The sequence below is a fragment of the Sphingosinicella microcystinivorans genome, from assembly GCF_027941835.1.
Classification (GTDB): domain Bacteria; phylum Pseudomonadota; class Alphaproteobacteria; order Sphingomonadales; family Sphingomonadaceae; genus Sphingosinicella.
In genome coordinates this window covers 316,824-343,504 of sequence record NZ_CP116005.1, presented here as the reverse complement: position 1 = coordinate 343,504, position 26,681 = coordinate 316,824, and the positions used below count along the sequence as shown (strand labels likewise).

Here is a 26,681-nt window from a genome sequence, read left to right as displayed (position 1 = left end):
TCAGAGCAGTTCGTGGATGTCGTAGTCGACGCCGTCCGGCGTGCGTGTGCCGATGCCCGCCGCGACGATGCCGTTCAGCCAGAAGTAGCGCGGGTCGGCAGTTTCGAAGAGCGGCGTGATGCGGAAGTAATAGTGCGCGGGATCGAGCGCCTTCAGCGCTTCGGGATCGCGGAACGCGGGCAGCACCGCGGACGGGATCACCAGCCGCCCCTGATAGGCGACGTAGATGCGCGCGCCGTCGTGCGTCTTCCACAGCGAGCGCACGTCGAGCAGCGTGAGCCCGTCGCCTTCGGGGTTCGTGCCGAGCTCCGACCAGTCGCCGCCGCCCGGCTCGACCGTGCCGCGCAGCCGCTCGCCCCCGATGCTGCCGCCCGCGATATGGCTGACGCGGCGGTTGCGCCACGGCGAGGCGCCGACCGCGATGGGCGCCCCGGCTTCCAGTGTGATCGAAACGCGGCAAAGCGGCCGGCTGCTGAGCGCCATTGATCGTCTCCCCGTGGACGGTTTTGAAAAATCCTTAGACATCTAATTACATTCGTGCGATTTTAGCGCAATACGGCTTCAAAGAACGGTCGAAAATCAGGGAGGAGTTATCATGGCGATTCGTCGATTCATGCAGGCTGTTTCGTGTCTGGCGCTCAGCGCGGGCGGAGGCGCTGCCATGGCGCAGGAACAGGCCGCGACATCCACGCAGGGTCTTGAGGAAATCGTCGTCACCGCGCAGCGGGTCGCGCAGAACCTGCAGGACGTGCCGATCGCGGTCAGCGCCTTTTCGGCGGCGCAGCTTCGCGATGCGCGGATCGAATCTGTGCGCGACCTCGCGCAATACACGCCCGGCCTCACGTCGAGCGAGGTGAACCCCGGCGAGCCCAATTTCGCGATCCGCGGCATCGGCACGGAAGGCATCAATTCGAACGCCGGCGGCGACGCCTCGGTGGTGATGTTCGTGGACGGCGTCTACATCGGGCGCGGCGGCGGATCGAACCTCAATCTCTACGATCTCGAACGCGTCGAGGTGCTGCGCGGCCCGCAGGGCACGCTGTTCGGCAAGAACGTCGTCGGCGGCGCGATCAGCCTCGTCAGCCGCAAGCCGGATTTCACGGAGACCTTCGTCGGCGGATCGGTGACGTACGGCAATTACGACCGGCTGGAACTGCTCGGGCGATTCAATTACGCGCTGTCGGACGTCGCGGCGGTCTCGGGCGCGTTCACGACGATCGACCGCGACGGCTACACGCGGAACGCGACGACCGGAAACCGCGTCGACGACGAGAACCTCTGGGGCGGCCGCCTCTCGGTCCGGCTCGCGCCGGGCGACGGTGTCGATATTCTGCTGAGCGGCGATTACACGAAGCAGGATACGCTGGGGCAGCCGCGCGATAACGTCTGCAACGCGGCGCTTGACGGCGGCATCCACTGCGCCGGCGTCGACCCCGATCCGCGCGTGGTGAACGCCGTCGACGACGGGTTCCTGAGGCGCGAGGTGGGCGGCGTTTCCGCCACCGTCACGCTCGACAGCCCGATGGGCGAGATCACCTCGATCACCGCGTGGCGCAAGGCGGACTACAGCCACCGCGACGCCTTCTTCAGCAACCCCATTAATCCGCCCGCGCAGATCGAATCGATCAACGAGAACATCGAGACGTCGGAGCAGTTCAGCCAGGAATTGCGGCTTGCGTTCAAGACCCTCGAGAATCGCCTGAGCGGCGTCGTCGGCCTCTATTTCCTGACCGAGAACGTCGAGCGCAACGAGATCCTCGAACAGTCGTTTCCCGTCCCGGCGTCGCAGGGCGTGGGGTCGTTTCCGCAGGACGTGGACTCGGACAGTTTCGCGCTGTTCGGGCAGGCGAGCCTCGCCGTCACCGATCGCCTGACGCTGACGGTCGGCGCGCGCATGACGTGGGAATCGAAGCGCGCGCATCTGCAAGGCATCCTTGTCGAGGGGCCGGGCCTGCCGCCGCCGCTCAGCGTGCCCTACGACGTGCGGGCGCGCGAAAGCTGGCGGGCGTTCACGCCGCGCTTCGCGGTCGACTATCACGTCAGCGACAACGTGATGATCTATGCGAGCGCCGCGCGCGGCTTCAAGAGCGGCGGCTTCCAGGGCACGGCGGGAACCGGCGGAAGCGCCGCCACGCCCTACGACCCCGAATTCGCGTGGAACTACGAGGCCGGCTTCAAGTCGCGCTTCCTCGACAACCGCGTGCAGCTGAACGTCGCCGCGTTCCACACCGACTACACCGATCTCCAGGTCTCGCAGCTCGTGCCGCTGTGCTGCGTCGTGATCGGCAATGCCGCGACGGCGAAGATCGACGGCGTCGAGGCCGAGTTCGTCGCACAGCTCTTCGAAGGCTTCCGCATCGACGCGAGCTACAGCTGGCTCGACGCCGAGTTCTCGAGCTTCGCGGACGGCGCCACCGCCGACTACACCGGCAATCGCCTGCCGCGCGCGCCCAAGCACCAGATCGGGCTCGCCGGGCAATACGAGGTGCCGGTGACGGACAGCGTCAACCTGTTCGGGCGCGTCGGCTGGTCCTACCGCTCGAAGATCTTCTTCGAAGCGTCGAACACGCCGCTCGAGATCCAGAAATCCTACGGGATGCTCGACGGACGGCTCGCCGTGCGCTCGGCGGACGACCGCTGGGAAGTCGCCGTGTGGGGCATGAACCTCACCGACAAGCTGGTGAAGAACCACATCGTCGCGTTCGCGCCCTACGCGCAGCAGCTCAACACGTATCAGCCGCCGCGCACCTACGGCGTGACGGTGTCGTTCCAGTTCTGAGGCCGACGGCGGCGCAGACGCGGCCTCAGTTCTGCGCGAGGATGCAGGGCATCATCGCCATGCGACCGCGCGCGAAGCGGAAGCCGTGCTGCGGCGCCGTCGTGCGCTCCAGCGTCATGCGTGTCAAACGGCGTTCAAAAGGGACCCCGATCGGCGTCGAAGAGGGACCCCCTTTTCGGATAATATGATGCTGGTTTGTTGAAGATGGCCTTGCGCTGCGTGCGGCGGAGGGCGGGCGTAGCCCGACCGGAGGCGCGCGCAGCGCAAGATAGATTTTTGAAGGCGCCGAAGGTGGCTGTCAGCTGCGGTTTTTGAAGCGCCAGCTGTCGTTGCCCGTCTCGACGATATCGCAGTGGTGGGTGACGCGGTCGAGCAGCGCCGTGGTCATCTTGGGATCGCCGAACACGGTCGGCCATTCGCCGAAGGCGAGGTTCGTGGTGATGATGACGCTGGTCCGCTCATAAAGCTTGCTGATGAGGTGGAACAGCAACTGCCCTCCCGAGCGGGCGAACGGCAGATAACCGAGCTCGTCGAGCACGATCAGGTCGAGCCGCGACAGCTGCGCCGCCAGGGTCCCGCCTTTGCCGATCCGGGTCTCCTCTTCGAGGCGTGTCACCAGATCGACGGTGTTGAAGTAGCGGGCGCGAGCGCCCCTTCGCACGACATTGGCGGTGATCGCGATGGCGAGGTGGGTCTTGCCTGTCCCCGTGCCGCCGACCAGCACGATATTGCGGCGAGGCGGGAGGAAGGAGCCATCGTGAAGGGAGCGGATCATCTCCTCATTGATCGGTGTGCCCTCGAAGCTGAACCGCTCCAGGTCCTTCACCACGGGCAGCCTCGCAGCCGTCATCCGATAGCGGATGGAGGCTGCATCCCGGTGGGTCGCCTCAGCACGGAGCAGGTCGGTCAGTATCTCCATGGTGGTGCGCTTGCGCTGGAGGCCGGTGGTGACCGCCTCGTCGAACGCCGCCGCCATGCCCTTGAGTCCGAGGCCGCGCATCGTGTCGATCATATCATGCCGCTGCATCATAGCCTCGCAGCAGATCATAGCGGGCACAGTCGGCGAGCGGAGGATGCTGCAGCATCCGGTCTTCCGAAGTGACGATGCTGTGGGGTGTCGCCGGCTCGCGGCGCCGGGAGAGGATGTTGAGGATCAGCTCGTCGCTGGCCGTTCCGTTCGCCAACGCTTCGCGCACGGCAGCCTCTACCGGCTCCAGGCCATCGGTGAGCACCGCCGAGAGGACCCGCACGAACCTGCGATCGGCCTCGTCCCCGGTGCCGAGCCTTCGCCGTAATCGGTGCAGGGCGGGCGGCAGATCCCAGTCCTGGAACGGTGCGCCGTTACGCAGCGCGCCGGGCTTGTGCGCGAGGACCGGCAGATAATGCCAGGGATCGTATATCGTGCGGTTCCGACCGAAGTGGCGCTCATGCTCCCCGACGATCGCATCGCCGCAGCGTATGACGATGCGATCGGCATAGGAGCGCACCTGAACGGTCCGGCGTGCGGCCGTCGACATGACCGAGTAGCGGTTGCGATCGAAGCTGATGAGGCAGGTGCCGGTGACGGCATGCTCGCTCTCATGGAAGCCGTCGAACGGTGCCAGGATCGGCTGCAGGGCCGGTCGCTCCATATCCAGCGCCTCGGCGACGGTAATATCCCCGCGTTCGGGATGGGCATGATGCTCGGCCCAGCGCCGGCACTCGGCCTCCAGCCACCCGTTGAGCTCGGCCAGGCTGGCGAACCGGAGTCGCGGCTGGAAGAAGCGGCCTCGGATCGTCTGGACCTGCTGCTCGACCTGGCCCTTCTCCCATCCCGCCGCCGGCGAGCAGGCGGTCGGCTCGACCATGTAATGATCGGTCATGATCAGGAAGCGGCGGTTGAACACACGCTCCTTGCCGGTGAACACGGCCGTCACCGCCGTCTTCATATTATCGTAGATACCGCGTCGCGGCACACCGCCGAAGAACGCGAACGCCCGGGCATGGGCATCGAACAGCATCTCCTGGCCCTCGCGCGGATAGGCTCGGACATAGGGTGCGCGCGAGTCGCAGAGACGCATATGCGCCACCTTCACCCGCATCGGCTTGCCGGCGATCTCCACATCCTCGTGGCTCCAGTCGAACTGGTAGGCCTCACCCGGCTGGAAGGTCATCGGGATGAACGCCGGTGCGCCTTCGCCAGCATCCTTCCGCCGCGCAGCACGCCAGCGCGCCGCATAGCGGCGCACCGCATCATAGGATCCATCGAACCCCTCGCGCACCAGCAGGTCATGGATACGCGTCATCCGTAGCCGATCGCGGCGGCCGCGACCTTCGTTCTCCTCAAGCAGCGCATCGAGACGATCCTGATAAGGACCGATCCGCGGCAGCGGCTGGACTTTGCGCTGATAGTTGAACGCCGCCTCCGGCGACCGGATCGCTTTGCGGACGACCTTCCGCGACAAACGAAGGTCACGAGCGATCGCCTTGATCGCCTTACCCGCTGCATGCTCACGCCGAATCCGAACCACTGTCTCCACGATCAACATCCCGTTCTCGCCAACTGATCAAAACCAGTCGGCCGACTAAATCCCCGGGATGAAGGGGTCCTTTTTGCACGCCGATCACCCCACGAAGGGGGTGCCTATTGCACGCTGATCCTCAGTCATGCGGCCGTTGGTGTAGGTCTCGGCCGCGCCCGCGTCGCCCGCGAGCCGCGGGAGTTCGACTTCGCTGCCGTCCTCCAGCACCACCTGCGCCTTGCCCTCCGCCAGCCGCACGCGCAGCTGCTCCGCGCCGCAGCGCATCACGATGTGCGAGGGAACGGGCATCGGCATGGCGGGGCTCCCGGCATCGCTGTTTTCACTCCCGGCCTTCCCGGCCGATGCGAAACGCAGCGTGCGCCCGTCCTTGCCGGTGACGGTCAGCCTGCCGTCGCTGCCCACCGTTGCCGTGGCGGCGGCCTCCAGCACGTCGCGGAAGGTCCCTTCCTGCGCCATCACCGCTTCGGGGCACGCCATCATCGTGCCGATCATCGGGGGATGCACCGTGAGCGCCGTGCCGCTCAGCTCGTAGCGCGCCGAAAAGCCGTTGCACCCCGAACGGCCGCTCGCACGCCCGTCCGCGCCCAGCACCAGCTGGAACCGCGCGCCGGGCGCAGGCGCCTCTCCCGCAACCGCTTCCGCCGCCCACACCGTATCGACGAGGGCAGGTGCCGCGGGCGCGGATGCCGCCGATCCCGTCGTTTCCTGCTCCGACGAGCCCGCCGCGCAGCCCGCCATCGCCACGACGGTCACGATGCCCAGGCTACGCTTCATCACGGCTCTCCCACAGCTCTCCGCGCGTTTCGCGGCTGAAAACCGAAAGATAGCCCCTTTCACGCGGCTGCGGGAGACGGCATTTGCAATGAGGGGCTGGACGAACCCCCGCGATGGGCGGTAAGGCGCTCCGCCAGCGATGCGGAGCGGTGGCCGAGTGGTCGAAGGCGCTCGCCTGGAAAGTGAGTATACGGCAAAACCGTATCGAGGGTTCGAATCCCTCCCGCTCCGCCAAATTCAGTTGATTTTATTGAACAATTCTTCTCTTGATGGGGCGGTTCCCCTAATGGAACCCCGATAACCTGCACGCTTAAGCTCGATGCTATCGGTCGAAGTAGTTATCCAAAGAGCGTTCCGATCCAATAAGCGATTCCAGCGAGCGCAAGTTGCCCCGCACAATATATTACGAGCATCAAGGGAAAGATCGTAAGCGAACCTCTTTCGTTTGCTCTCATCACAATTTCGTAATGAGGCCCATTTGAAAGAGCCAGTGAACCGGCGAGAAACACCGGAATAAGTGCCCACCAGAATGAAAAGGCGCCCATACCTGCGGCTACCGCCACTCCGATCATTACAAATTTGGAAAAGTATCCAAGCATATCCATCCCCCCGATAAGACCTAGCCTAGCCAGCGGTTGATAAATCGCAACAGGTGCGCGGACCTCACTCTCGCACAAACTGAGCCATACCCCGCAGATACCGCACCGCCGCCATGGTCTCCGCCGACCGGCCGCCGTGCTTCCATGCGTTCCTGTTACCCTTCGGCGCGCCGGGGTTCGTTCCACCGTGCATCCGGCACCGCTTCTTTCCCTTCAAAGCCGGTGACTGGCAGGGAGAACCCTTGCGGGTCCGGGCAAGGCAGCGCGGCGCACTCGACAAGCGTTCCGGCTGCATGGGATTGTCCGTCTGATTTTCCATTTTCACCCCCCGTCACCACGGCATCGGTCACGATGGCCTGCCCGCCCCGGTTATCGACATGAATATGCTTCACGACCTGTTCGCCCCCGCGACGAAGCCGTGCGAGCGTTTCCATTTGGCCCTGAGACGTACGCAGCAGCTTCGCGGCGAGATTGCCGAATATCTGAGCGGTCGGCAGCCATTCCGCCGACCCAAGCTGGCTGAGTGCCCGGATCGCGGCATCGTGCGTGACATACATTTGCACCAGCAACAGTGTCTCGGCCTGATTTTGCGGCGCCATGCTCTCGATGAACGAAAGCGCCGCGTTGTAGCGCCCTGTGTTGTCCGTTCCAACTGATCCCATATATCTCAGCAGTTCGTTGGCGCGTGCGTTCACCGGCTCCATGCTGGTGGCCGCGAATGCCTTTTGCAGCTTGAGAATGCCGAGCGCTTCGCACTTCCCGTCCATGTCGATCATTATGCCGCCGTCCGGCTTGCGGGTCAGCTTCACTTTGACCGGCTGGCGCTCTTTGCGTTGAGCCACGGCAATTTCCGCCAGTTCGGTTTGCTGTTGCTTCGTCAGTTCGTTCCAACCCGGAATGCTGTCGCTGAGCGTGGCCTTGGCTTCTTCGGCCGTTCCCGATTCCGGCACGGCGACGACGATGGTTTCCTGTTTGGCTTTCCCGGTCGCTTTCCGGCTAATTCGTCTCGTCGTGCTCGTCATGCCGTCATCACCTTCATTGTCGATTGTCGTATGTTCACCCCCTCAACTCCCTCAACCCCCTCAATCTTCACCGCTGCCTCCCTGCCAGTTTGAGGACTTTGAGTGGTTTGAGGGGGTAGTAAGGGCATATTTCCCGTAATTGGGCTGGTGCACGCGGCCTTCGTCGATCAGGCGCTTCAGCAGATACCGAGTTGCGTCCTTCCGTTTCCCGACCGCACCGGCGATGGCTGCAAGCGTAAGCGGTTCGCCGTTCGCATCCGCAAGCGCATCAAGCATTTCCTGCCGTTCCGTCGTCTTGGCGATCTCCCCGGCATCGCCCTTGACGATCCAGCCGCCGGTGAGCCGGTCCCGCTCCATGGCCTTCTCATAACCTTCAAGGTCGCGTCCCTGCGCTGCCAGCTTCACGCCCTCGCCATGCCGCGCCAGCACCATGAGCGTGTCGAAAATCCCGGTCAGGCCGTGCGTGCCGCTGATCGTGTCGAATATGTCGTCAGCATCCATCTTGCGGACATGATGCACGACAATGACGGCAAGGCCGGGTCTGCGCTTCGTGAACTCCAAGAGCGGCGCGGCGCTGGTGGCATCCTCGTCATAGGCCGAGCCATTTCCGGCCGTCACGGGCTTGATAGCCCGCCACGTATCCAGAATGATGAGCCTGGCTTTCGGGTGTGCGTCGCACCATTCCTCCATTTGCTCTATGCAGCCGTCGCCGATGCGCGGCCACTCCGTCGCGAAATGAATGCGGCCGGAAACATCGCCGCCCCACGGGTGCATCATGTGGAGCCGGGAATGCAGGCGGCGGGGACTGTCTTCTAAAGCGCAATAAAGAACGTCGCCGGGGTCGAACGCCTCCACCCCAAACGCCTTGCCTTCGCCCCCGGCGACGGCTTCGCTGAGTTGGAGCGACAGGAACGACTTGCCGAGTTTAGGCTTGCCCGCAAGGATCGCCAGACCTTCCGGCACAAGGCGGGGAACAGCCCATGCGACCGGCGGGAACTCCATTGCGGCGAGCACGTCGGCGCGGATCGTCGCGAAGCTGGTGCGCGGCGCGAAATGCTCCACAGCCGCACCATAGACGCCAGAGTCAGCCATGGGCCGCCTCCCGTGCCAGATCATTGAAGTCGCCGCGTGGCGGTATCTGCACGAACCCTTCGCGACCATGTGCGGCGTATCGTGCGGCAACCTCGCGTGCGGCCCTCAGTCCGGCGTCATCGGCATCCGCAAACACAGTCAGCGCCTCGATGCCGTCGAGTATCGGGAACGTGGCAATGCACCCGGATGAACCGATGGCCCAAATCGGTGCCCAGCCGGTATTCAGCACCGACAAGGCCGTCTCGATGCCCTCGGCAATACCAAGTCCCATTGTGACCTCGGCGGCTTTTGAAAGCATGATGGCCGCGCCGCCGGAACGGCCAAGCATCTTCTTGCCGATCTTGCCGCCATCCGGGGTCAGCGCCGTTCGGTGGATGCCGCAGGGCTCGCCGGTCACGATGTCGCGGAACAGGGCGATCATGCACGGGTGCACCGTACCCCCGCCAAACGGACATGCAGGGTGGAACCGGATGACGCGGTTCGGCTCGTCATCGAGAAGCGCAAGGCGGCGGCTGGCAAGGTATGTCGCCACCAGCGTTCCGGCCGGATCGGTGGCATTGGCCCATAGTCGCAGCGCCAACGCGATCCGCTTTTCCCGGCTGGCCTGCACCGCCGCGTCGCGGGCATCATTGGAAACAATGCGCTTCACGAGTCGGCCGGCGCCGTCATTCGGATCAGGCGCAATGCCGAGATAGTCGAACGCACCCCGATTGTCCGTGCCGGTCATGGCGCGGATCAGAGACAGGACGCCGCCCCCTGTGCCGGATTCATGATCGAACCAGCGGCCGCGCTTCACGTCCACAGACAGGGAACCTCTCCGGCCGTATCGCCAATTCTCGGCAGTCGATAGCGTCCGGTTCGGCTGTCCCAGCAGCTTCGTGGCGGTGTCGGCCATGTATGATGCAAGTTCGCTCATGCCGAGCCTCCACCGAAAGCGAACGCTGCGATCATTGCAGCCAGTTCCGGCCGAACATGATGCGCTGCGATCAGGAATTGCGCCTGCAACGCTGGAGGGTTAGAAGTGTCACGGAACCAGCCGCCACAGCTATTCCGCGACGCCCCGCCACCGTGCGGGGTTTCGCTTTTCTGGGTCACGGCTCACGCCTCCCCGGCGATCAGGGCGTGAAGGGATTCGGCCGGGATGATTGTGCGACCGCCTATCCGGACAGCACGCAGGCGACCGGAAGCAATGTGATTATAGATCGATGTTCGCCCTAGACTGGATGCCTGTGCAGCTTCCTTGATGCTGTAGGCGATCTTGGTTGGGTCATTTCTGGTGGACTGCATTTCTTTGGCCCCACTTTTGCAGAGGCGGAGTGCCTTCGCTTCGTGGGGAGACCAATTAGAACGGATTTGGCCGACCTTGAACCGGGGGAATGCGGCTTATCGGGGGGATTGTTAAAGTCCCCCCTCCCATAGATGCGCAATCATGCGTTCGATGTGTCGTGTGTCCCTCGGTTTGCCGGACTTCGGATTAGACGGCAATTCAGCAACAATTGAGGCTGCTGCCGATCCTTTCGAGATACCCGGCTGAGCGGCTAGCATGGACGCGGCCTGCTCGATAATTTTAGCGTGATTGAGCTTGCGGTTTGGGGGCACAATCCCCCCCACGTCTTTCCGTCCCCTAACATTCGGCGGAAACGCATCGAGCAATTCGGCACGGGAAACCTGAACGTCGCGCCAGCCGTCGCCGCGCCCTTCAAAGGCGCGCTCCAGCACGCTCGCTTCCCACACCAGCCCAACACCACGCTCAAGGCCCCCATAGAGGCTGTCAAAGCAAGCAAAGTCCCGCAACTGCGTGTCCGACAGATAGTCGGTGTTTGTCCGATCGGCGGCACAATGATCGCCGTAGTTCGCGACGTACCGCCCGCGTACCCAAATCTTTCCGGCGCTGGCCTGATCGGCAAATCGGGCTATCGCAGTGCGCAAGGTGTCGGCCCAGTCCTTCCGTGCAAACGGGCCAAATCGACATGACTCCATGAAATTGAACTCGTCACGGCTCAGAGAGATGTCAAAGGCAATCCACGTCAAAGCCTGAGTTAGCTCGATAAACGACCTTTCGGGTGGCTCCCGATAGGAAAGCTGATCGGGCTGCGAATCTCGGTCAAATGGGGCGGGGAGTGCTGGCAGGTCGCCAATGTCCGCAAACTCCCGTGCCGAGACCCAGGCGCTGAACTCGGCACGCGAGACGAAGCAGCGCCAATCGGCAAATTTCTGCAAGCCATGGTCCTGTAATGGGTTGATTGGCAGCCAATTGAAGTTGAAAGCGTTTTCCGCTGCGCTTGCGTTTTCCCAAGCCCAGCCGGGAAGTGGGACAGAGTGACGATCGCTCACCAGATGCGCAGTCAAATCGCCGGATAGCAATGCGCGGCGCATTGTGAGCGTCGTGCGGGCAGTACGCCTGTGTCGATGCGCTGTATTTGCGCAATCCGCGTCAAATGGATCGGCAGGCGGATTGATCCATGGAGCCGGTTCCTGCCCCGCCAGCCGGGTTTTCAGGATACGATGCAAGATGCGAACCGCCTTCGATATTCGCAGCCATTTCCGATCATCGATTTCGGTCTGATCGCGCGGTTCATTTTCGAGCTTCATATTTAGCTTGGGGCGCTTCTCCCGCTGATCGCCGTCGCTAGCCGTATCCAGCAATTGAAGGCCGTAGAAGCTAGCCCGCTCATTGCCATCCCTTGATTCAAGTCGGGCATCGCCAGTATGCCAGAGGTCGAGCCAAGGATGGCCGAGCTTGTCGTTGGTCCAATAGGCAGCAGGCAGTTCAACATCCGATTGTCGTTCCTCGATGGGATCGCCCAATCGGTAGGTTTGGCCAGCTATGGCCGCCGCCAATTGGTCCTCAATATGGGAGGTATCGGCGAAAATTTTGGGTCGATGCACTGTCACGGCGAGTTTGACACGCGAGGCAATCAGGCCATCTTGTAAGCGGCGAATAATCGGTTCTCGGTCAATCAGGACGAATGGACCGCCGTACTTTCCCGCCTTCTCAATCGGTGTCCAGTTGTCTCTCAAATCCGCCTCCCTGACAGTTCCGAAGGGGTGAGCGGGAAGCGCGCTTGCCTTATCACCGTCCTAGCCCCTGCGCATCTGGAAACACACCGGGAACATTCAAGGCTATTCAGTCCCGTTCAGCCGCCTTTTTCGCTACGCGCCGATTCTTGGCAATTCCCAGCCGTTCCAAGGGGTTCACCAGCGCTTCGTAGCGCCCGAAAAGATGCTCTACGCGGTCTCGGTCTGATGCGAAGGGGGCGGGCCTATAAAGCCGGTCCACAGCCGTATCGAGGGCTGCATGAGCCTTTCGCAAATTTGCGGGCATGGTGTCTGGATCATAAAGGTCGGCGAGGCTGGATGTGGCGTGCGCTGCGCGGGCGTCCAGCACCGCTTGGGACAAAATTTCTATCTTGGCGCGCTGAGTTGACGATGCGTCCGGCCAAGGGAATGTATTGTAGACAACCCCGATTCCGTATTGGAAGCGACTTTCAAGGCGGCCGCCAACATGCGCCAGCCAAGCCATATGGCATCTGCTTGTTAGAATCCCAAAGTCCCAGAGAGTTGCACCCTGTAACAAGCGCAGTTTATTACTCGGTACTATGGGCGGCTCAAGCCAGCCAAACGGTACGTATTCCCGTCTTTCTGAACTGACTTCAGGTATTGCTAAAAAGGGTCGTTCCGGAATGACGGTAACGTGAAAAGCGGTAGGCGTCGCCGCCAAGGCCTGAGCGGAAATGCCGGGCGGGGATTTTTTATCGTCGTCTTTACCTTTGGCAGAAACCTTACCTTGTCGAAACTGCCTCACAAGAGAAACGCGGGCCATAAGTTGCGGTAGACGACGCAACTCCTCCGGCGGAACAGATTGTAAGGTTGCTATCCACCGCATTCCGCCATTTATGAACTCTTGAGCACCTATAAAAGGACGCAAGTGTTCTCTTGCACCCGGCTCTGCCGATAGCAATTGTTCCCGCTCAAAAGCGTCAAAGATGAGATAACCACCGTCGATTGGTTTTGAGCCGATGATTATCTTATCTGCGCCATTGATAGGACTGTTCTCCTCTTTAACTACAAGGTGGCGATTCGCGACGGTTTTGGCATCAAAGAGATATGCTGTCAGCGCCGAATGGTGGCTTTCCACTGGATCAGCCTTGATGTCGGGATTGTCCGCCGTCAGCACCAATGGCACAGATTTGAGGTTGTGAAGTAAGGAGGATTTGGGCTTCGTCGTAGTGACGAAGGAACGAAGATGAAGCCCAAATCCTCCTTGAAAAAATCGGCCAAGCCCCCTGCGGAACGGGTGGTGAAGGATATCCGGCGCGCGACACGCCGGCACTTCTCAGCAGAGGACAAGATCCGGATCGTACTGGAAGGGCTGCGCGGCGAGGACAGCATCGCCGAGCTGTGCCGCAAGGAAGGCATAGCGCAGAGCCTGTACTATACCTGGTCGAAGGAGTTCATGGAAGCGGGCAAGCGGCGCTTGGCGGGCGACACCGCCCGTGCCGCGACCACCGGCGAGGTGCATGACCTGCGCCGCGAAGCCCGTGCGCTGAAGGAATGCGTCGCCGATCTGACGCTGGAGAACCGTCTGCTCAAAAAAGCATGATCGCGGATGGGGAAGGCGGCGAATGAGGTATCCCGCATCCGAGAAGCTGGAGATCCTCAGGATCGTCGAGCAATCGCACCTGCCGGCTAAACGCACGCTGGACCAGCTCGGTATCCCGCGCAGAACCTTCTACCGCTGGTACGACCGTTACCTCGAGGGCGGCCCGGAGGCACTGGAGGATCGGCCATCGGCTCCAAGCCGAGTGTGGAACCGCATCGGCGATGATATCCAGCAGCAAATCATCGACATGGCGTTGGATACAACCGATCTGTCACCCCGCGAGCTCGCGGTGCGCTTCACCGACGAGAAGCGCTACTTCGTGTCGGAAGCCACGGTCTACCGTCTGTTGAAGGCCCATGACCTGATCACCAGCCCGGCCTTCATCGTGATCAAGGCGGCCGATGCGTTCCACACGAAGACGACACGGCCGAACGAGATGTGGCAGACCGACTTCACCTACTTCAAGATCATCGGGTGGGGCTGGGTGTATCTGTCGACCGTGCTCGACGACTTCTCCCGTTACGTCATCGCTTGGAAGCTGTGCACCACCATGCGTGCCGAGGACGTCACCGACACGCTGGAGCTGGCGCTCGAAGCCTCGGGTTGTTCTTCGGCCAGGGTCGTGCAAAAACCGAAGCTGCTCAGCGATAATGGTCCCAGTTATATCGCTGAAGAGCTGGCCGAATGGATCGGCGCCAACGGCATGAGCCATGTCCGCGGTGCCCCGATGCATCCTCAGACCCAGGGCAAGATCGAACGCTGGCACCAGACCCTCAAGAACCGCATCCTGTTGGAAAATTACTTCCTGCCCGGCGATCTGGAGGCCCAGATCGAGGCCTTCATCGACCACTATAATCACCGCCGATACCATGAAAGCCTCGGCAACGTGACGCCAGCCGACGCCTACTTCGGCAGGGCACCTGCCATCATCAAACAGCGCGAAAGGATCAAACGACAGACCATCGAACATCGGCGCTTGCTGCACCGCAAGCTCGCCGCCTAATATCAGCCCCCAGACGAGGCCCGCGCTCCGCTAATTTACGCCGCGAGTTGCGCCAAATGTTCTGACGACGGACACATGCGCTTCATCTCGCGCAGGCGAAGGACTTCAAGAAATTCGGAAGCATGATCGCACCCGAATATCGGGCGAATGCACCTGTGCCGGCGGCCGACATGGTGTTCTTCGAAACACCTAATGGCGGCGCCGTCTTCAGCGTCGGATCGATGTCCTGGCCGGGCGCGCTCAGTCACAACGATTATGACAATGACATCGCAAGAATAACCGAAAACGTCCTCCGGCGCTTCAGCGACCGGAAGCCGCTTCGGTTCAAATAACGTGCAAAACAAAGAGGTGGGGAAAGCCAGCCAAAGTTGGCTTTCAGAACAGGAGCATATCATGATTAAAGATTTGAATTTTTCCTCTCGTCTTCTTGCATCGACCACAAGTCTGGCTCTAGTTTTTATGGCTGGCGCAGCACTCGCTCAAGAGGAGGGCGGCGCTGAGGACATCGTTGTGACCGCGCAGAAGCGCGAGGCGCGTTTGCAGAATGTGCCCGTGTCCGTCACTGCGCTCAGTGGCGAGCAGCTGGATGCTATGGGTGCCAGGGATTTCAAGGATATTTTGCTCAGCACGCCTGGCGTCGCCTTCTCCGGCGCGGACCGTGGTCAGAGTATTTATAATATTCGCGGTGTTAGCACCGTAGCGACGGCGCCGACGGTCGGCCTCTATCTTGACGACATTTCGCTGGTTACAGGCGGTAATGTCTTCACGGGTACTGCTGACCTTCTGTTTTTCGACATCGAGCGCGTGGAAGTTCTGAAGGGGCCACAGGGCACTTTGTATGGTGGCAGCTCGATGGGTGGCGCGATCAAATATGTCAGCCGCAGACCGAGTCTGTTGGATTTCGAGGGCGAAGCGGCCGCCGGTATTGCCACGACGAGGTATGGCGAACCATCCTACAATGGCGAGGTAATCGTTAACATTCCGCTCATTACTGATGTCCTGGCCGTGCGCTTGGGCGCCGCCTATCGCCGTGACGGTGGGTTCATCGACAATATCGCCAATGGCGAAGCTCTGAATCCCCGGTTCAGCACTAACGGCCCGACGGAATCTTTTGACCCGCTCCGCCATCCATCCCAGAGCACGCTCGCGAAGAAGGGTTTCAACGAGTCTAACACTTTCGTACTGCGAGCGTCGGCGCTTTGGGAACCGGACAGCAGCTGGTCGATCCTCCCCTCTGCTTTCTATCAGGATTACAAGCTCGACAATCCGACTCTGTTCTTCACCAATCTTCCCGGTCTCCAGTCATCCTACCGGATCGAAGGCCCCACGACCGACAAAAGTGGTATTTACAGGCTGTCGGTGCGCAAACAGTTTGAGGGTGCCGAATTTACCTCGCTGACGGGCTATTTCGACCGCAGCATGGGCATCGATCGCGACTACAGTTTCTTCCTCGGCAACCTGTTGCCCGTCCTCTACGATTATGACTCCTTCAACTTCGCACATATCAGGACCAAAACGTTGACGCAGGAACTGCGCATCGCCTCAACAGGTGCTCCAGAAGACAAGTGGCGCTGGATAGCGGGTCTCTATTATTCACGGCAGAAGGCTCATTTCGATCAGACGGTCCAGACCTATGGCGGCACGCCCATTCTTGGTACAGAGATCGGCTATTTCGGCGATATCAACGATGTCGAACGGCAATATGCAGCTTTCGGAGAGGTGAGTTACAAGCTGACTCCGAAGCTGGAATTGACGGTCGGCCTGCGCATGTTCGGAATCAAGCAGACGATCGACCTGTTTGGATCCGGGCCGCTCAACGGCGGTGAGAGTGAGCTCAAAGGCCGTGAGAACAGCGAGAACGGCCTCAATCCGAAATTCGCTGCGTCCTATCAGGCGACACGGGACAATCTGCTCTTTGCGTCGGCGAGCAAGGGCTTCCGTGTCGGCGGCCCCAACCGCTTCCAGATCGATGCCGACCTGTGCCGCAGCGATCTCGACCGGCTCGGCCGGACCGACACGCCCGACAGCTTTAAGTCAGACAATCTGTGGACTTATGAAGTGGGAAGCAAGAACCAGTTTCTTGACCGCAGGCTGACTTTCAATGCGGCGGCCTTTTACACGGACTGGAAGAAAATCCAGCAGCAGATCGCGATGTCGAGTTGCGGCTTCAGCTTTACCGATAACGTCGGCTCGGCACGGATTAAGGGCGCCGAGATTGAGGCCAATTTTGCGCCCACCGAAGGTCTATCCATCGGCGGTACCGCAACTTATATGAATGCCAAGATCACTGGAGCGGTTCCCGGGACACCCGCGCTGAAGGGAGACGAGATCCTGTCCGTTCCGCAATGGATGCTGAGCGCCTTTGCGGCTTATGGTGTCGATCTTGGTGCCACGACGCGTCTGACGTTCCGTGCTGACTGGCAGTATCAAGACAAGGCTAGACGGTCCTTCAATCGGGACCTGCCGGTTGTCTATGCTGGCGGAGTCGCGGGCCTCATTCCAAATGCCGCCGAATTCCGCGAGAGTTACGATCTTGCGAATGCGCAAATCCTGCTTGAGACCGAACGCGTAGACTATCGCCTCTTTGTCAATAATGTTTTCGATTCGCGTCCCTTCATCGATTATAATCTTGATCAGGGCCTCAGCACGGCTTCCACTGTTCGACCCCGCACGTTCGGTTTAGAAGCGCGGGTGCATTTCTAGGAGTACCCACCCCGCCCTCTAAGAGGGGCGGGGTGGCACCGTTCGGTGCGGAGGCGAGAAAAGATCCAAATTTATTCGACTACGCAAAAAAAAGAGTGTCACTTTCAAAAGCGGAGCCCGCGAAGGCCCCTAAGATGGCAAAAGGTGGGATAAGTTGCGCAAACCTCATGTTGCGGCGGAAAAGTTGGGCCGACGGGCGGAGAGCGCAGCAACGAAATGTTCCGGGAGCAGGGGCGTATGCATCTTGTAAAGAAGTCCATAGCATTGGTGGTCATGCTGCTGCCGGTGGCGCTTAATGCGGAAGTTCCCGCCGATCCGGTGCCGAACGTTGCCTCGCTTCCTAGCAGCTATCCGGATACCTGGTTGTTCGTCCACGAAAGCAATGCTCATAACGGTATGATTGGGCAGACGCTCATCGTGGATGCGGCTTCCGCCAATCGACATCTTAAGGGATCGATTCAGTCGTCGCTACTTGGCAATTTCGCCGAAGCGAAGAGTCGTAGCGAACTTTATGCAAATGAGACTGTCTATTCGCGCGGGACCTATGGAGAGCGCACTGACCTCATCGTCGTTTATGACAAGGCCACGCTCAATCCGATCGCCGAGATCGTTCTGCCCGCCGAAAAGCGTGCGTTGATGATGCCCCGCAAGGCCATGTTCACGCTTAGCGGCGACGAGCAATTTGGTCTTGTCTATAATTTCACCCCTGCGGCATCGGTCACCGTGGTGGATCTCATAAAACGGGCCGTGGTCGGCGAGGTTAATATCCCGGGCTGCACGATGATCTACCCGATGGGGCCGCGCAGCTTTATCACATTGTGCGGGAATGGTTCGATGGCGGCTATCGCCCTCGATTCCGATGGCAAGCTGGCGAGTGAGAACGTCAGCAAAGTGTTCAACGACATCGACAAGGATCCGCTGTTCATGGACAGCGCCCTCGTCAACGATGTGCGTTATTTTGTTAGCTTTCGCGGACACGTCCAGCCGTTGGGGCTGGCCGGAGGCGCCGGGACGATCCTTAAGACATGGTCGCTGCTGGATGCGGCTGATGCGAAGGAGTCCTGGCGTCCATCAGGGGCGCAAGTGCTCAGCGCGGATCGCGCCGGGCGGCTCTACGTGCTGATGCGAAAGGGTGCGCGCGACGGTGAACATGGCGCCGGCGGCGGCGAAGTCTGGGTTTACGACGTGTCTTCGCAGACAAGGCTGATGCGTATCCCGCTTCGCAAGGAAGGGCGCGTGATTGAGGCGACGAGAGGCCAGGAGGCACTCTTGGCGGTAGTGAACGCAGATCAGGAGCTTGATGTTTATGCCGCAGACAGCGGCAAGTTTATCCGCCGAATCGGTGGATGGCGCGACATAACCCCCTTCTCGCTCTACGCGGTGAAGTGAGGTGCATCACATGATTGATCCGTTATTCAACATTGTGGTCTCGCTGTTTCTGAGTGGCCTGTTGCTGGCGTCGGCACGGCATAAGCTTGTCGATCGCACTGCCTTTATCCAGGCGGTTTCGGCCTATCATCTCCTGCCCAATCGCCTGGTCGCTGCTGCGAGCGTGTTTTTGGCGCTTGGCGAGTTGCTGATCGGCGTGGCATTGTTGCTGCCCTTCGCGCAACCGTGGGCGGGATGGGCGGCCGCTTTAATTTTCAGCACTTATGCTGTTGCGATGAGTATTAACCTGTCGCGTGGCTTGATCGACATCGACTGCGGCTGCTCGCTGGGACGGAGCGGATTTCGTCTTAGCTGGTTACATCCTGCGCGGAATGCAATTCTCATCTGTCTCGCACTGCTGACCTTGGTGCCTATGACCGGCCGCCCGCTGATCTGGTTCGATCTGGTACAGACTGCCGCCGCTGTCATCGTTCTCGGCTTCCTTTATCTGGCCGCTGAGGCATTGTTATCGAACCGGGCCCTTATGGAAAAGAACGCATAGGATGATTGAGGGTCTGGCCGTCTCCCAAATTCTTCTCTGGCTCCTTGTCGCTTGTCTGGCAGTGGTCTGCCTGGCGCTGGTGCGACAGGTCGGCGCACTTTACGAGCGTATAGCACCGGTGGGGGCACTGACGGTGAACCAGAAGCTGTCAGGCGGATCCACGGCACCGGCTATCGTGGTGGAGACGCTCGACGGGCAGCGTTTGTCGATCGGCAAAGGGGAGGACAAGGTGCGGACCAGCCAGCTCATCTTCTTCCTCGCGCCGACCTGCCCGATCTGCAAGACGCTCCTCCCCGTATTGAAGTCGATCCGCCAGCATGAGCGGGCGTGGCTCAATGTCATCCTGGCCAGCGATGGCGGAGATGATGCCGAGCACCGGGCGTTCGTAAAGAAAAACGGACTCCAGGACTTCCCCTATGTTCGGTCGGAAACGCTGGGCCGTTCATATGGTGTCAGCCGACTGCCCTATGCAGTGCTGATCGACGAGGGCGGAAAGGTCAGCGCGCTTGGCCTCGTCAACTCACGCGAGCATCTGGAGAGCCTGTTCGAGGCGAGGACGCTCGGCACACCGACGATCCAGGACTTTCTCGAAAAACACTCCGGCGCTGCGCACTGAGGGCAAAGTAATGAACATATTCGACAAATTCTCCGAACGGACGTTACGCGGTGTCGCGCGGTCAAGCTCGCGCCGCAGCTTTCTCGGACGGCTCGGCCTCACACTGGTGGGGGGTGCCGCGCTTCCCTTGCTCCCGATCGCGCGCGCCTCCGCACAGGCGCGAGAACCCAAGGAAAGCTATCCCGGCGTCGCTCCTGATTTCACTACCAATCCAGGCGAAGAGGGCGACGTGACGAGCTGCGATTACTGGCGCTACTGCGGCGTTGGCGGAACCTTGTGCAGTTGCTGCGGCGGCGGTCCGGCAGCCTGTCCGCCGGGGACAGAAATGTCACCGATGTCCTGGATTGGTACCTGTCTCAATCCGGTAGACAACAAGCATTACATCATTTCCTACAATGATTGCTGTGGGAAGCCAAACTGCACCCGCTGCCCCTGCGCCCCGAACAATCCCAAGGACCGGCCCTCGATCCGTCCGCAGTCGAGTAGCGAGTATCTCTGGTGCATCGGCACCAAGAGCAGCATGTACACATGTTCGACCGCGACCGTCGTCGGCTTGGCTTTGGCGCAGGAGGGCTGAATGATCCGACTCCTGCTTCTGCTGGCGGCTTTTTTCGTCGCGTCTGATGCAAGCGCCGACAACGCCGGCCTGTACAAAAGATGCGCGAGCTGCCACCTGCCGACCGGCGCGGGAATCCCTGGCATCTATCCGGGATTGACTGACCGGCTGGGTCCGCTGGCGGCAACGCCGGCCGGGCGAGACTATCTGGTAATGGTAGTTCATGCCGGCCTGACTGGTCCGATCAATGTCAAAGGTACGACCTACAGCGGCGTGATGCCGCCGCAGGGATCGGGCTTGTCGGATGAGCAACTCGCCGGCGTGCTGAATTTCATCCTCGACAATTTTAACAAGAAAAGCCTTCCGCCAACCTGGACGAAGTTCAGCGTCGCCGAGGTCGGGGCAATTCGGGAGAAACATGCAAAGCTGCGGGCGCGCGATGTGATTGCGCTGCGCCCGAAGTCGCTTGGAGGGCGATAGAGCGATGATCCGGTGGCGTGTCATTGCGACCTTTTTGCTGGCGGCGGTGGCTTCTGCAAGTCCAGCTGCGCCGCTGCCTGGCGTCAAAAATGAGGGGCAGACCCGGCAAGACTGGATCATGAACTGCCAGGGTTGCCACCGATCCGAGGGCTCGGGCTCGGGCAGTGGTGTGCCGGGTCTCGCGAGCAATGTGTCTCGTTTCCTGCACTTGCAACACGGCCGAGCCTTCCTCGGCCGTGTCCCCGGGGTTGCGTTTGCGCCGCTGTCTGACCAAAGGGTGGCCGATCTGCTGAACTGGGTAGTACAGACCTATGATCCCGCCAACATGCCGCGTACGTTCAAGCCGTACACTGCCGCAGAGGTACAAGCGCTGCGCAAGCAGCCGCTCATCACCGATTCGATGACGGTTCGTGCGCAGATCATGGACGAGATCGAGAAATAAACATTTACATGGTCTTGGGAGAAGCGCCGATGATCTGGATTCTTTTTCGGACGGCGTTTTGAACGTGAAGGCGATCCGGCTCAGCCTATTTCGGGTAATGTGCGTCAATTGGTACTGAAGTTTCCGCAGATGTGGGTTCTCCCCCAATTTCGGTACAGGCAGCGTGTACGAACCATGAATCCGGTGGATTCATCAAGGCTCCATAGAGGGAGCCTTTCGAACCGTGGCCAAGCGCATCCCGCCACTCATTCCACGTTAGCTGATCGTGGAGGAGGTCATTCTCGAGCCCGAGCGAATTGTCATCAATTGCCGATCGCGGTTGTCTGCGCCGCGGTGCCCGAGTTGTTGGCGTGTATAGTCACGGATGCACAGCAGATATCAGCGGCGCATTGCCGATCTACCATGGCAGGGCCGCCCCATTACGCTCTGCGTTCGCGTCCGTCGGTTGCGGTGTGTCAACTGACGTTGCGAGCAGCGCATTTTCGCCGAGCGTGCGGAGGATTTCGCTGGCAGTCACGCTCGTCCCACGATGCGGCTGCGCGATATCCAGCGTTCGGTTGGCCTTGCCCTTGGCGGTGAAGCGGGCGCGCACCTCATCGAACGGCTGAGCATGCGCGTCAACGCTGACACGATGCTCCGGATCGTTCGCGTCGGCAGGCAGATGAAGCGTGCGAATGAGATATTGCTGCATGGCGCTGATCTGGGATGTTCGGCTTGAACTAATTTGGCGTGAGATGAACGATTGCATTGAACGCGGCCTTGCGCAGGATTGTCAAACGGCGTTCAAAAGGGACCCCCGATCGGCGTCGAAGAGGGACCCCCTTTTCGGATAATATGATGCTGGTTTGTTGAAGATGGCCTTGCGCTGCGTGCGGCGGAGGGCGGGCGTAGCCCGACCGGAGGCGCGCGCAGCGCAAGATAGATTTTTGAAGGCGCCGAAGGTGGCTGTCAGCTGCGGTTTTTGAAGCGCCAGCTGTCGTTGCCCGTCTCGACGATATCGCAGTGGTGGGTGACGCGGTCGAGCAGCGCCGTGGTCATCTTGGGATCGCCGAACACGGTCGGCCATTCGCCGAAGGCGAGGTTCGTGGTGATGATGACGCTGGTCCGCTCATAAAGCTTGCTGATGAGGTGGAACAGCAACTGCCCTCCCGAGCGGGCGAACGGCAGATAACCGAGCTCGTCGAGCACGATCAGGTCGAGCCGCGACAGCTGCGCCGCCAGGGTCCCGCCTTTGCCGATCCGGGTCTCCTCTTCGAGGCGTGTCACCAGACCTCGACCTTTCGGCGCTGCGCCAGAACGAGGCGCAGTCCAATCCCTATGGCGCCGACTACGACTACGCGCGCGAATTCGCCTCCCTCGACCTCGACGCGGTCAAGGCCGACATCCGCAAGGTGCTGACCACCTCGCAGAGTTGGTGGCCGGCCGATTATGGCCACTATGGCCCGTTCTTCATCCGCATGGCCTGGCACAGCGCCGGCACCTACCGCACCGGTGACGGCCGCGGAGGTTCGGATGGCGGTGAGCAGCGCTTCGAACCGCTCAATTCGTGGCCCGACAACGTGAGCCTCGACAAGGCCCGACGCCTCGTCTGGCCGATCAAGCAGAGGTACGGTCGCAAGTTGTCCTGGGGTGACCTGATGGTGCTGACCGGCAACGTCGCCATGGAGGACATGGGCTTCAAGACCCTCGGCTTCGCCGGCGGCCGTGTCGATGCCTGGCAGCCCGACCTCGTGTTCTGGGGGCCGGAAACCAAGATGCTGATGGACCAGCGCCGCGACGAGAAGGGCAACCTCAGGGGACCACTTGCCGCGACCCAGATGGGCCTCATCTACGTCAATCCGGAAGGCCCGAATGGCAATCCCGACCCGTTGGCAGCGGCCGCGGACATCCGCCGTGCCTTCGGCGCCATGGCGATGGATGACGAGGAAACTGCAGCCCTGATTGCTGGCGGGCACACGTTCGGCAAGGCGCACGGTGCGCACAAGCCCGAGGAATGTGTCGCCGGTGATCCGGGCGTCGCCCCAATCGAGCAACAAGGCCTTGGCTGGACCAACAAGTGTGGCAAGGGCAATGCCGAGGACACTGTCTCCAGCGGGCTCGAGGGCGCCTGGTCGGCCAATCCCATCGCCTTCACCACCCAGTACCTCGACAATCTCTACGGCTTCGAGTGGGTGAAATCCCGCAGCCCGGCAGGTGCCGTCCAGTGGGTTCCCAAGGATCCGGCCGCCGCGAGCCTGGTACCCGATGCGCATCGGCCTGACGTGCGCCACGCGCCGATCATGTTCACCACCGACATCGCGATGCGCGAGGATCCGGGGTTCCGCAGGATCACCCAGCGTTGGCACAAGAACCCGCAGGAGTTCGCCGATGCTTTCGCCCGGGCCTGGTTCAAGCTGACCCATCGCGACATGGGTCCGCAGGCCCGCTACCTTGGCAAGGACGTGCCCAGCGCGACCTTCACCTGGCAGGATCCGCTGCCCAAGGCTGACTATGCGACAATCGACAATGCCGACGTCACGGCGCTCAAGGCCGAAATCGCGGGTTCGGGGCTGACCACCGCCGAACTTGTGCGCACGGCTTGGGCCTCTGCCTCGACCTTCCGTGCGACCGACATGCGCGGCGGCGCTAATGGTGCGCGGCTGCGGCTTGAGCCGCAGAAGAACTGGGCCGTGAACACCCCGGCGGAACTCACGAAGGTTCTTGGTCGGCTGGAAGCGATCCGCACAAACTTCAATAAGCGCGCCACTGGCGGAAAGAGGGTCAGCCTTGCCGATCTCATCGTGCTGGGCGGCAATGTTGCGGTCGAGCAGGCTGCCAAGGCTGCCGGACAGGACGTGACCGTGCCGTTCACGCCAGGACGGGTCGATGCCACGCAGGCGCAGACCGATGTGGCGTCCGTCAATCATCTTCAGCCCAAGGCCGATGGCTTCCGCAACTGGTACGCGGCCAATTCCGACTTCGGTCCGGCTGAGGCACTTGTCGACAAGGCCGATATGCTGAACCTGACTGTGCCGGAAATGACCGTGCTGGTGGGCGGCATGCGCGCGCTTGGCGCCAATGCCGGCAACTCCACTGCGGGCGTCTTTACCAGTCGTCCGGGCACACTCTCCAATGACTTCTTCGTCAACTTGTTGTCGATGGACACGGTTTGGTCGAAGTCGGCGAGTACGCCCGGCCTCTATGAAGGCAAGGACCGCGCTACCGGCGCGGCGAAGTGGACGGCGAGCCCGGTCGACCTGATCTTCGGGTCGAACTCCGAACTGCGCGCGGTCGCGGAAGTCTATGCGTCCGATGATTCCAGGCAGAAGTTCGTTACCGACTTCGTTGCGGCCTGGGCCAAGGTAATGGACGCAGACCGCTTCTGATCCCGCCTTCCTGCAGAGGAGTGACGGCAGGGCATTCCCTTGCCGTCACTCCTGGCTTTCCAGGCAAACGAGGTGCCGCGATGCGCGCAACTTTCTGGACCCTGTGCGCTTCAGCCGTCATGGCAGTTGCGTTCGGCAGTGCTGGCCCAGGCCGGGCCGAAGTCCAGTCCGTCCGGCCCGCCGCATTCACGCAGTGTACGGCTTGTTATTCGATCGAAGCGGGCAGGACCGTATTTGGACCGAGTCTTGCCGGGGTGGCCGGACGCCGGGCCGGCAGCTTGCCAGGTTACAATTACAGTGCGGCGCTCCGTTCGTCGGGACTGACCTGGAACGCCGCCACGCTTGATCGCTGGCTGACCGCGCCGCAAAGGATGGTGCCGGGAACCAGGATGCCTTTCACCGGGATCGCGGATTCCGCCCGGCGCAAACAGGTCGTCGATCATCTGCTGACCCTCAGATAAGTTGATGGGCAGATGGGTCGTTGGGTATCCGGTTGCGGATCACGTCCTCGTCGATGAGATGCCATTGTCCTGATGACATCGACAGGCCGGGAGACTAGGTGAACCCGCGATGAGGACATGGAGTCGCCTCCTTCGCGAACATCGCTGCCTGGCTGCCATTCTGGTGGCCCTGGCGCTGTGCATGAAGGCGCTGGTGCCGGCCGGATTCATGGTCGGAGCAACCACTAAGCTGATCACCATCGAGATTTGCGCCGATGCCTCGGGCGGGAAACTGACCCGGCAAATGACCATCCCGTTGAAAGGCAGTGCGGGTGGCGAGCAGTCCGATCACGGCAAGTCCGATGCCACCTGCGCGTGGACGGCGCTTGCAACGGCTGCCCATTTCGGGGCCGATTCGGAACTTCTGGTACTGGCGCTGGCCTTCATCCTGGCGCTGGGCTTCCTGCGGCAAGCGGCAGAGCCGTTGCGCCGCTCCTGTCATATCCGACCACCTTCGCGCGGACCGCCGCTTCCGGCCTGACTTCCCGCCTGATTGTCAGACCGCCCGGCGTGCCTTTTTCGTGCGCGCCGGATTGCCGGAGCACTTCCCATGCCTACCATCGCTTGCCGCGCCGCGCGCGCGGTTCATCGTGGCGTTGCCCCTGTCCTTGCCGTAGCCGCGCTCAGCACCGTTACGTCCACGCCGATTGCCGCCGAGCCTTATCGGACTGCTTCCATCACCGTGTCCGATGCATGGGCGCGGGAAACCGCCCCCGCGCAGAAGGCAGGCGGTGGCTTTATGATCATCGACAATGCCGGAAACCGAGCGGACCGCCTGCTGTCGGCCGCGTCCGGCGTGGCGGACAAGGTCGAGCTCCATACCGTGTCGATGGACGGCGGAGTGATGCGGATGCGTCCGGTAGCGGGCGGTATCGCCATACCCGCGCGCGGCAAGGTCGAACTTCGGCCAGGTTCGTTCCACATCATGTTCATGGGCCTCAAGGCGCCGCTTCGGCGGGGCGAAACTGTGCCGGTGACACTGCGCTTTGCTAGGGCGGGAACGGTAACCGCCCGCCTGGCTGTGCAGCCGATCGGCGCGATGGGGCCGGATGGAGGCCATCATGGCCATCATTGAGCCTAAACCGGGCCGTGGCGGCCTGCGCATGGTGCTGTGGCTTGCGGTTCTTGTCGTCGCGGCGCTCGGGCTGGCTCTGTGGGGCAGCAAGGACCGCTCGCCGCCCGCGCCGTCTTCCAGCTTCGCTGGGGCGTTCGGCGGGCCATTCACGCTGGTCGACCGCAACGGCACGCAGGTGACCGACAAGACGCTGGCGGGAAAGCCCTATGCCATCTTCTTCGGCTTTACCCGCTGCCCCGATGTCTGTCCGACCAGTCTTGCGCGCATGGCACGGCTGAGGAAGCAGCTTGGCGCAGACCGCATGAAGTTCAACATCGTTTTCGTCTCGGTCGATCCGGCCCATGACCGGCCCGCCGACATCGGTAGCTATGTCGACTTGTTCGGCACGCCGATCATCGGCCTGACCGGCAGCGATGCCCAACTCGCCCGGATCAGTAAAGGCTTCGGCGTTTACGTCAAGAAGGTGCCGACCGAGGGCGGAGACTATACCATCGACCATACCGCCGCGATCTACCTCATGACAGCCGGCGGCGAGTTCGCCGGCACCATCGATCACCACGAAGCCGACAAGGTCGCGCTGGAAAAGCTCCAGCGCCTGATCGGCTGACGTTTCACGATTC

28 protein-coding genes, 1 tRNA gene and 1 pseudogene are annotated in these 26,681 nt (G+C 61.5%); 17 read left to right on the top strand and 13 right to left on the bottom strand.

Annotated elements, in window-relative coordinates; translation table 11 throughout:
* A complete protein-coding gene (locus PE061_RS01530) occupies positions 1-483 on the bottom strand; it encodes a DUF3237 domain-containing protein (protein ID WP_271257472.1) in 483 nt (160 codons plus the stop codon).
* A 112-nt stretch (positions 484-595) separates the two neighbouring features.
* Here PE061_RS01530 and PE061_RS01525 point away from each other — a divergent pair, with 112 nt between their 5' ends.
* Positions 596-2,779, top strand: coding sequence for a TonB-dependent receptor (locus tag PE061_RS01525; protein WP_271257471.1), 2,184 nt, complete (start codon positions 596-598; stop codon positions 2,777-2,779).
* 298 nt (positions 2,780-3,077) lie between these two features.
* Here PE061_RS01525 and istB read toward each other — a convergent pair whose 3' ends face one another.
* From istB to PE061_RS01510, 3 genes are all read right to left on the bottom strand, one after another.
* The gene (istB, locus tag PE061_RS01520; RefSeq protein ID WP_031304487.1) at positions 3,078-3,806 is read right to left on the bottom strand and encodes an IS21-like element helper ATPase IstB; all 729 of its coding nucleotides are present in this window, start codon (positions 3,804-3,806) and stop codon (positions 3,078-3,080) included.
* Positions 3,793-5,307 carry an IS21 family transposase gene (istA, locus tag PE061_RS01515; protein WP_021238707.1) on the bottom strand — a complete coding sequence of 505 codons (1,515 nt, stop codon included), beginning with the start codon at positions 5,305-5,307 and terminating at the stop codon, positions 3,793-3,795. The genes istB and istA overlap by 14 nt, the downstream gene beginning before the upstream one ends.
* Before the next feature lie 75 nt (positions 5,308-5,382).
* A complete protein-coding gene (locus PE061_RS01510; protein WP_271257470.1) occupies positions 5,383-6,075 on the bottom strand; it encodes an META domain-containing protein in 693 nt (230 codons plus the stop codon).
* 143 nt (positions 6,076-6,218) lie between these two features.
* Between PE061_RS01510 and PE061_RS01505 the strand changes: the two genes are divergently transcribed.
* Positions 6,219-6,309 (top strand) — tRNA-Ser (locus PE061_RS01505).
* 429 nt (positions 6,310-6,738) lie between these two features.
* Here PE061_RS01505 and PE061_RS21725 read toward each other — a convergent pair.
* The 7 genes from PE061_RS21725 to PE061_RS01475 form a co-directional block, all read right to left on the bottom strand.
* On the bottom strand, positions 6,739-6,891 hold the full coding sequence (locus PE061_RS21725) for a hypothetical protein (RefSeq protein WP_420794360.1): 153 nt from the start codon (positions 6,889-6,891) through the stop codon (positions 6,739-6,741).
* Entirely contained in the window at positions 6,830-7,696 is an 867-nt protein-coding gene (locus PE061_RS01500; protein WP_271257469.1) for a hypothetical protein, read from the bottom strand. Before PE061_RS01500 ends, PE061_RS21725 begins: the two co-directional genes overlap by 62 nt.
* Positions 7,697-7,756: 60 nt before the next feature.
* Positions 7,757-8,857, bottom strand: a complete 1,101-nt coding sequence (locus PE061_RS01495) for an AAA family ATPase (RefSeq protein WP_271257468.1) — start codon at positions 8,855-8,857, stop codon at positions 7,757-7,759.
* Positions 8,781-9,704, bottom strand: coding sequence for a DUF7146 domain-containing protein (locus PE061_RS01490; protein WP_271257467.1), 924 nt, complete (start codon positions 9,702-9,704; stop codon positions 8,781-8,783). Before PE061_RS01490 ends, PE061_RS01495 begins: the two co-directional genes overlap by 77 nt.
* A gap of 182 nt (positions 9,705-9,886) precedes the next feature.
* Positions 9,887-10,075 (bottom strand): helix-turn-helix domain-containing protein, encoded by a 189-nt coding sequence (locus PE061_RS01485; RefSeq protein ID WP_271257466.1) that lies wholly within the window; start codon positions 10,073-10,075, stop codon positions 9,887-9,889.
* 111 nt (positions 10,076-10,186) lie between these two features.
* The gene (locus PE061_RS01480; protein WP_271257465.1) at positions 10,187-11,809 is read right to left on the bottom strand and encodes a hypothetical protein; all 1,623 of its coding nucleotides are present in this window, start codon (positions 11,807-11,809) and stop codon (positions 10,187-10,189) included.
* A 106-nt stretch (positions 11,810-11,915) separates the two neighbouring features.
* The gene (locus tag PE061_RS01475) at positions 11,916-12,965 is read right to left on the bottom strand and encodes a type IIL restriction-modification enzyme MmeI (RefSeq protein WP_336297025.1); all 1,050 of its coding nucleotides are present in this window, start codon (positions 12,963-12,965) and stop codon (positions 11,916-11,918) included.
* 69 nt (positions 12,966-13,034) lie between these two features.
* Between PE061_RS01475 and PE061_RS01470 the strand changes: the two genes are divergently transcribed.
* From PE061_RS01470 to PE061_RS21715, 11 genes are all read left to right on the top strand, one after another.
* Positions 13,035-14,394, top strand: a protein-coding gene (locus PE061_RS01470) for an IS3 family transposase (protein ID WP_271255801.1) whose coding sequence is annotated in 2 segments (ribosomal slippage) — positions 13,035-13,381 and positions 13,380-14,394 — 1,362 coding nt in all. Because the reading frame shifts where the segments join, the coding sequence is not laid out codon by codon here.
* A 122-nt stretch (positions 14,395-14,516) separates the two neighbouring features.
* Complete coding sequence (locus PE061_RS01465) at positions 14,517-14,726, top strand: N,N-dimethylformamidase beta subunit family domain-containing protein (protein WP_271257463.1); 210 nt, start codon at positions 14,517-14,519, stop codon at positions 14,724-14,726.
* A gap of 61 nt (positions 14,727-14,787) precedes the next feature.
* A complete protein-coding gene (locus tag PE061_RS01460) occupies positions 14,788-17,097 on the top strand; it encodes a TonB-dependent receptor (RefSeq protein ID WP_271257462.1) in 2,310 nt (769 codons plus the stop codon).
* 237 nt (positions 17,098-17,334) lie between these two features.
* The gene (locus PE061_RS01455) at positions 17,335-18,486 is read left to right on the top strand and encodes an amine dehydrogenase large subunit (protein ID WP_271257461.1); all 1,152 of its coding nucleotides are present in this window, start codon (positions 17,335-17,337) and stop codon (positions 18,484-18,486) included.
* A 10-nt stretch (positions 18,487-18,496) separates the two neighbouring features.
* A complete protein-coding gene (locus PE061_RS01450; protein WP_271257460.1) occupies positions 18,497-19,027 on the top strand; it encodes a MauE/DoxX family redox-associated membrane protein in 531 nt (176 codons plus the stop codon).
* 1 nt (position 19,028) lies between these two features.
* Positions 19,029-19,643, top strand: a complete 615-nt coding sequence (locus tag PE061_RS01445) for a thioredoxin-like domain-containing protein (RefSeq protein WP_271257459.1) — start codon at positions 19,029-19,031, stop codon at positions 19,641-19,643.
* Between the two features lie 10 nt (positions 19,644-19,653).
* On the top strand, positions 19,654-20,220 hold the full coding sequence (locus PE061_RS01440) for a methylamine dehydrogenase light chain (protein WP_271257458.1): 567 nt from the start codon (positions 19,654-19,656) through the stop codon (positions 20,218-20,220).
* A complete protein-coding gene (locus PE061_RS01435) occupies positions 20,221-20,679 on the top strand; it encodes a c-type cytochrome (RefSeq protein WP_271257457.1) in 459 nt (152 codons plus the stop codon). It begins immediately after the preceding gene.
* Between the two features lie 4 nt (positions 20,680-20,683).
* Positions 20,684-21,121 carry a cytochrome C gene (locus tag PE061_RS01430; protein ID WP_271257456.1) on the top strand — a complete coding sequence of 146 codons (438 nt, stop codon included), beginning with the start codon at positions 20,684-20,686 and terminating at the stop codon, positions 21,119-21,121.
* Between the two features lie 364 nt (positions 21,122-21,485).
* Positions 21,486-21,584, top strand: coding sequence for a transposase family protein (locus PE061_RS21720; RefSeq protein WP_420794359.1), 99 nt, complete (start codon positions 21,486-21,488; stop codon positions 21,582-21,584).
* Positions 21,585-21,650: 66 nt separating this feature from the next.
* Positions 21,651-21,839, top strand: coding sequence for a hypothetical protein (locus PE061_RS21715; RefSeq protein ID WP_420794358.1), 189 nt, complete (start codon positions 21,651-21,653; stop codon positions 21,837-21,839).
* Between the two features lie 230 nt (positions 21,840-22,069).
* Here PE061_RS21715 and PE061_RS01420 read toward each other — a convergent pair.
* Positions 22,070-22,390 (bottom strand): annotated as a pseudogene (locus PE061_RS01420) (ATP-binding protein); the annotation flags it as partial.
* On the opposite strand from PE061_RS01420, the gene katG reads away from it, so the two are divergent.
* Positions 22,381-24,486 carry a catalase/peroxidase HPI gene (gene katG, locus PE061_RS01415; protein WP_271257454.1) on the top strand — a complete coding sequence of 702 codons (2,106 nt, stop codon included), beginning with the start codon at positions 22,381-22,383 and terminating at the stop codon, positions 24,484-24,486. The pseudogene PE061_RS01420 and the gene katG sit on opposite strands and share 10 nt — an antisense overlap.
* 110 nt (positions 24,487-24,596) lie before the next feature.
* On the opposite strand, the gene PE061_RS01410 is transcribed toward katG, so the two are convergent.
* Positions 24,597-24,929, bottom strand: coding sequence for a hypothetical protein (locus tag PE061_RS01410; protein WP_271257453.1), 333 nt, complete (start codon positions 24,927-24,929; stop codon positions 24,597-24,599).
* A gap of 127 nt (positions 24,930-25,056) precedes the next feature.
* Here PE061_RS01410 and PE061_RS01405 point away from each other — a divergent pair, with 127 nt between their 5' ends.
* The 3 genes from PE061_RS01405 to PE061_RS01395 all read left to right on the top strand — a co-directional run bounded on the left by PE061_RS01405 (position 25,057) and on the right by PE061_RS01395 (position 26,668).
* Positions 25,057-25,467 carry a DUF2946 family protein gene (locus tag PE061_RS01405; RefSeq protein WP_336297015.1) on the top strand — a complete coding sequence of 137 codons (411 nt, stop codon included), beginning with the start codon at positions 25,057-25,059 and terminating at the stop codon, positions 25,465-25,467.
* Between the two features lie 69 nt (positions 25,468-25,536).
* Complete coding sequence (locus PE061_RS01400; protein ID WP_271257451.1) at positions 25,537-26,061, top strand: copper chaperone PCu(A)C; 525 nt, start codon at positions 25,537-25,539, stop codon at positions 26,059-26,061.
* On the top strand, positions 26,036-26,668 hold the full coding sequence (locus PE061_RS01395; protein ID WP_271257450.1) for an SCO family protein: 633 nt from the start codon (positions 26,036-26,038) through the stop codon (positions 26,666-26,668). Before PE061_RS01400 ends, PE061_RS01395 begins: the two co-directional genes overlap by 26 nt.
* Positions 26,669-26,681 lie beyond the last annotated feature (13 nt).

What these genes read in the sequence shown, in the direction of transcription:
- PE061_RS01400 (WP_271257451.1), top strand. Translation starts at nt 25,537, where the DNA reads ATGCCTACCATCGCTTGCCGCGCCGCGCGCGCGGTTCATCGTGGCGTT.
- istB (WP_031304487.1), bottom strand. Translation starts at nt 3,806, where the DNA reads ATGCAGCGGCATGATATGATCGACACGATGCGCGGCCTCGGACTCAAG.
- PE061_RS01435 (WP_271257457.1), top strand. Translation starts at nt 20,221, where the DNA reads ATGATCCGACTCCTGCTTCTGCTGGCGGCTTTTTTCGTCGCGTCTGAT.
- PE061_RS01445 (WP_271257459.1), top strand. Translation starts at nt 19,029, where the DNA reads ATGATTGAGGGTCTGGCCGTCTCCCAAATTCTTCTCTGGCTCCTTGTC.
- PE061_RS01395 (WP_271257450.1), top strand. Translation starts at nt 26,036, where the DNA reads ATGGAGGCCATCATGGCCATCATTGAGCCTAAACCGGGCCGTGGCGGC.
- PE061_RS01450 (WP_271257460.1), top strand. Translation starts at nt 18,497, where the DNA reads ATGATTGATCCGTTATTCAACATTGTGGTCTCGCTGTTTCTGAGTGGC.
- PE061_RS01500 (WP_271257469.1), bottom strand. Translation starts at nt 7,696, where the DNA reads ATGACGAGCACGACGAGACGAATTAGCCGGAAAGCGACCGGGAAAGCC.
- PE061_RS01455 (WP_271257461.1), top strand. Translation starts at nt 17,335, where the DNA reads ATGCATCTTGTAAAGAAGTCCATAGCATTGGTGGTCATGCTGCTGCCG.
- PE061_RS01465 (WP_271257463.1), top strand. Translation starts at nt 14,517, where the DNA reads ATGATCGCACCCGAATATCGGGCGAATGCACCTGTGCCGGCGGCCGAC.
- PE061_RS01490 (WP_271257467.1), bottom strand. Translation starts at nt 9,704, where the DNA reads ATGAGCGAACTTGCATCATACATGGCCGACACCGCCACGAAGCTGCTG.
- PE061_RS01410 (WP_271257453.1), bottom strand. Translation starts at nt 24,929, where the DNA reads ATGATCGACGACCTGTTTGCGCCGGGCGGAATCCGCGATCCCGGTGAA.
- PE061_RS01430 (WP_271257456.1), top strand. Translation starts at nt 20,684, where the DNA reads ATGATCCGGTGGCGTGTCATTGCGACCTTTTTGCTGGCGGCGGTGGCT.
- PE061_RS01495 (WP_271257468.1), bottom strand. Translation starts at nt 8,857, where the DNA reads ATGGTCGCGAAGGGTTCGTGCAGATACCGCCACGCGGCGACTTCAATG.
- PE061_RS01485 (WP_271257466.1), bottom strand. Translation starts at nt 10,075, where the DNA reads ATGCAGTCCACCAGAAATGACCCAACCAAGATCGCCTACAGCATCAAG.
- istA (WP_021238707.1), bottom strand. Translation starts at nt 5,307, where the DNA reads ATGTTGATCGTGGAGACAGTGGTTCGGATTCGGCGTGAGCATGCAGCG.
- PE061_RS01510 (WP_271257470.1), bottom strand. Translation starts at nt 6,075, where the DNA reads ATGAAGCGTAGCCTGGGCATCGTGACCGTCGTGGCGATGGCGGGCTGC.
- PE061_RS01440 (WP_271257458.1), top strand. Translation starts at nt 19,654, where the DNA reads ATGAACATATTCGACAAATTCTCCGAACGGACGTTACGCGGTGTCGCG.
- PE061_RS01405 (WP_336297015.1), top strand. Translation starts at nt 25,057, where the DNA reads ATGAGGACATGGAGTCGCCTCCTTCGCGAACATCGCTGCCTGGCTGCC.
- PE061_RS01530 (WP_271257472.1), bottom strand. Translation starts at nt 483, where the DNA reads ATGGCGCTCAGCAGCCGGCCGCTTTGCCGCGTTTCGATCACACTGGAA.
- PE061_RS01525 (WP_271257471.1), top strand. Translation starts at nt 596, where the DNA reads ATGGCGATTCGTCGATTCATGCAGGCTGTTTCGTGTCTGGCGCTCAGC.
- PE061_RS21715 (WP_420794358.1), top strand. Translation starts at nt 21,651, where the DNA reads ATGCGGCTGCGCGATATCCAGCGTTCGGTTGGCCTTGCCCTTGGCGGT.
- PE061_RS01460 (WP_271257462.1), top strand. Translation starts at nt 14,788, where the DNA reads ATGATTAAAGATTTGAATTTTTCCTCTCGTCTTCTTGCATCGACCACA.
- PE061_RS21720 (WP_420794359.1), top strand. Translation starts at nt 21,486, where the DNA reads ATGCACAGCAGATATCAGCGGCGCATTGCCGATCTACCATGGCAGGGC.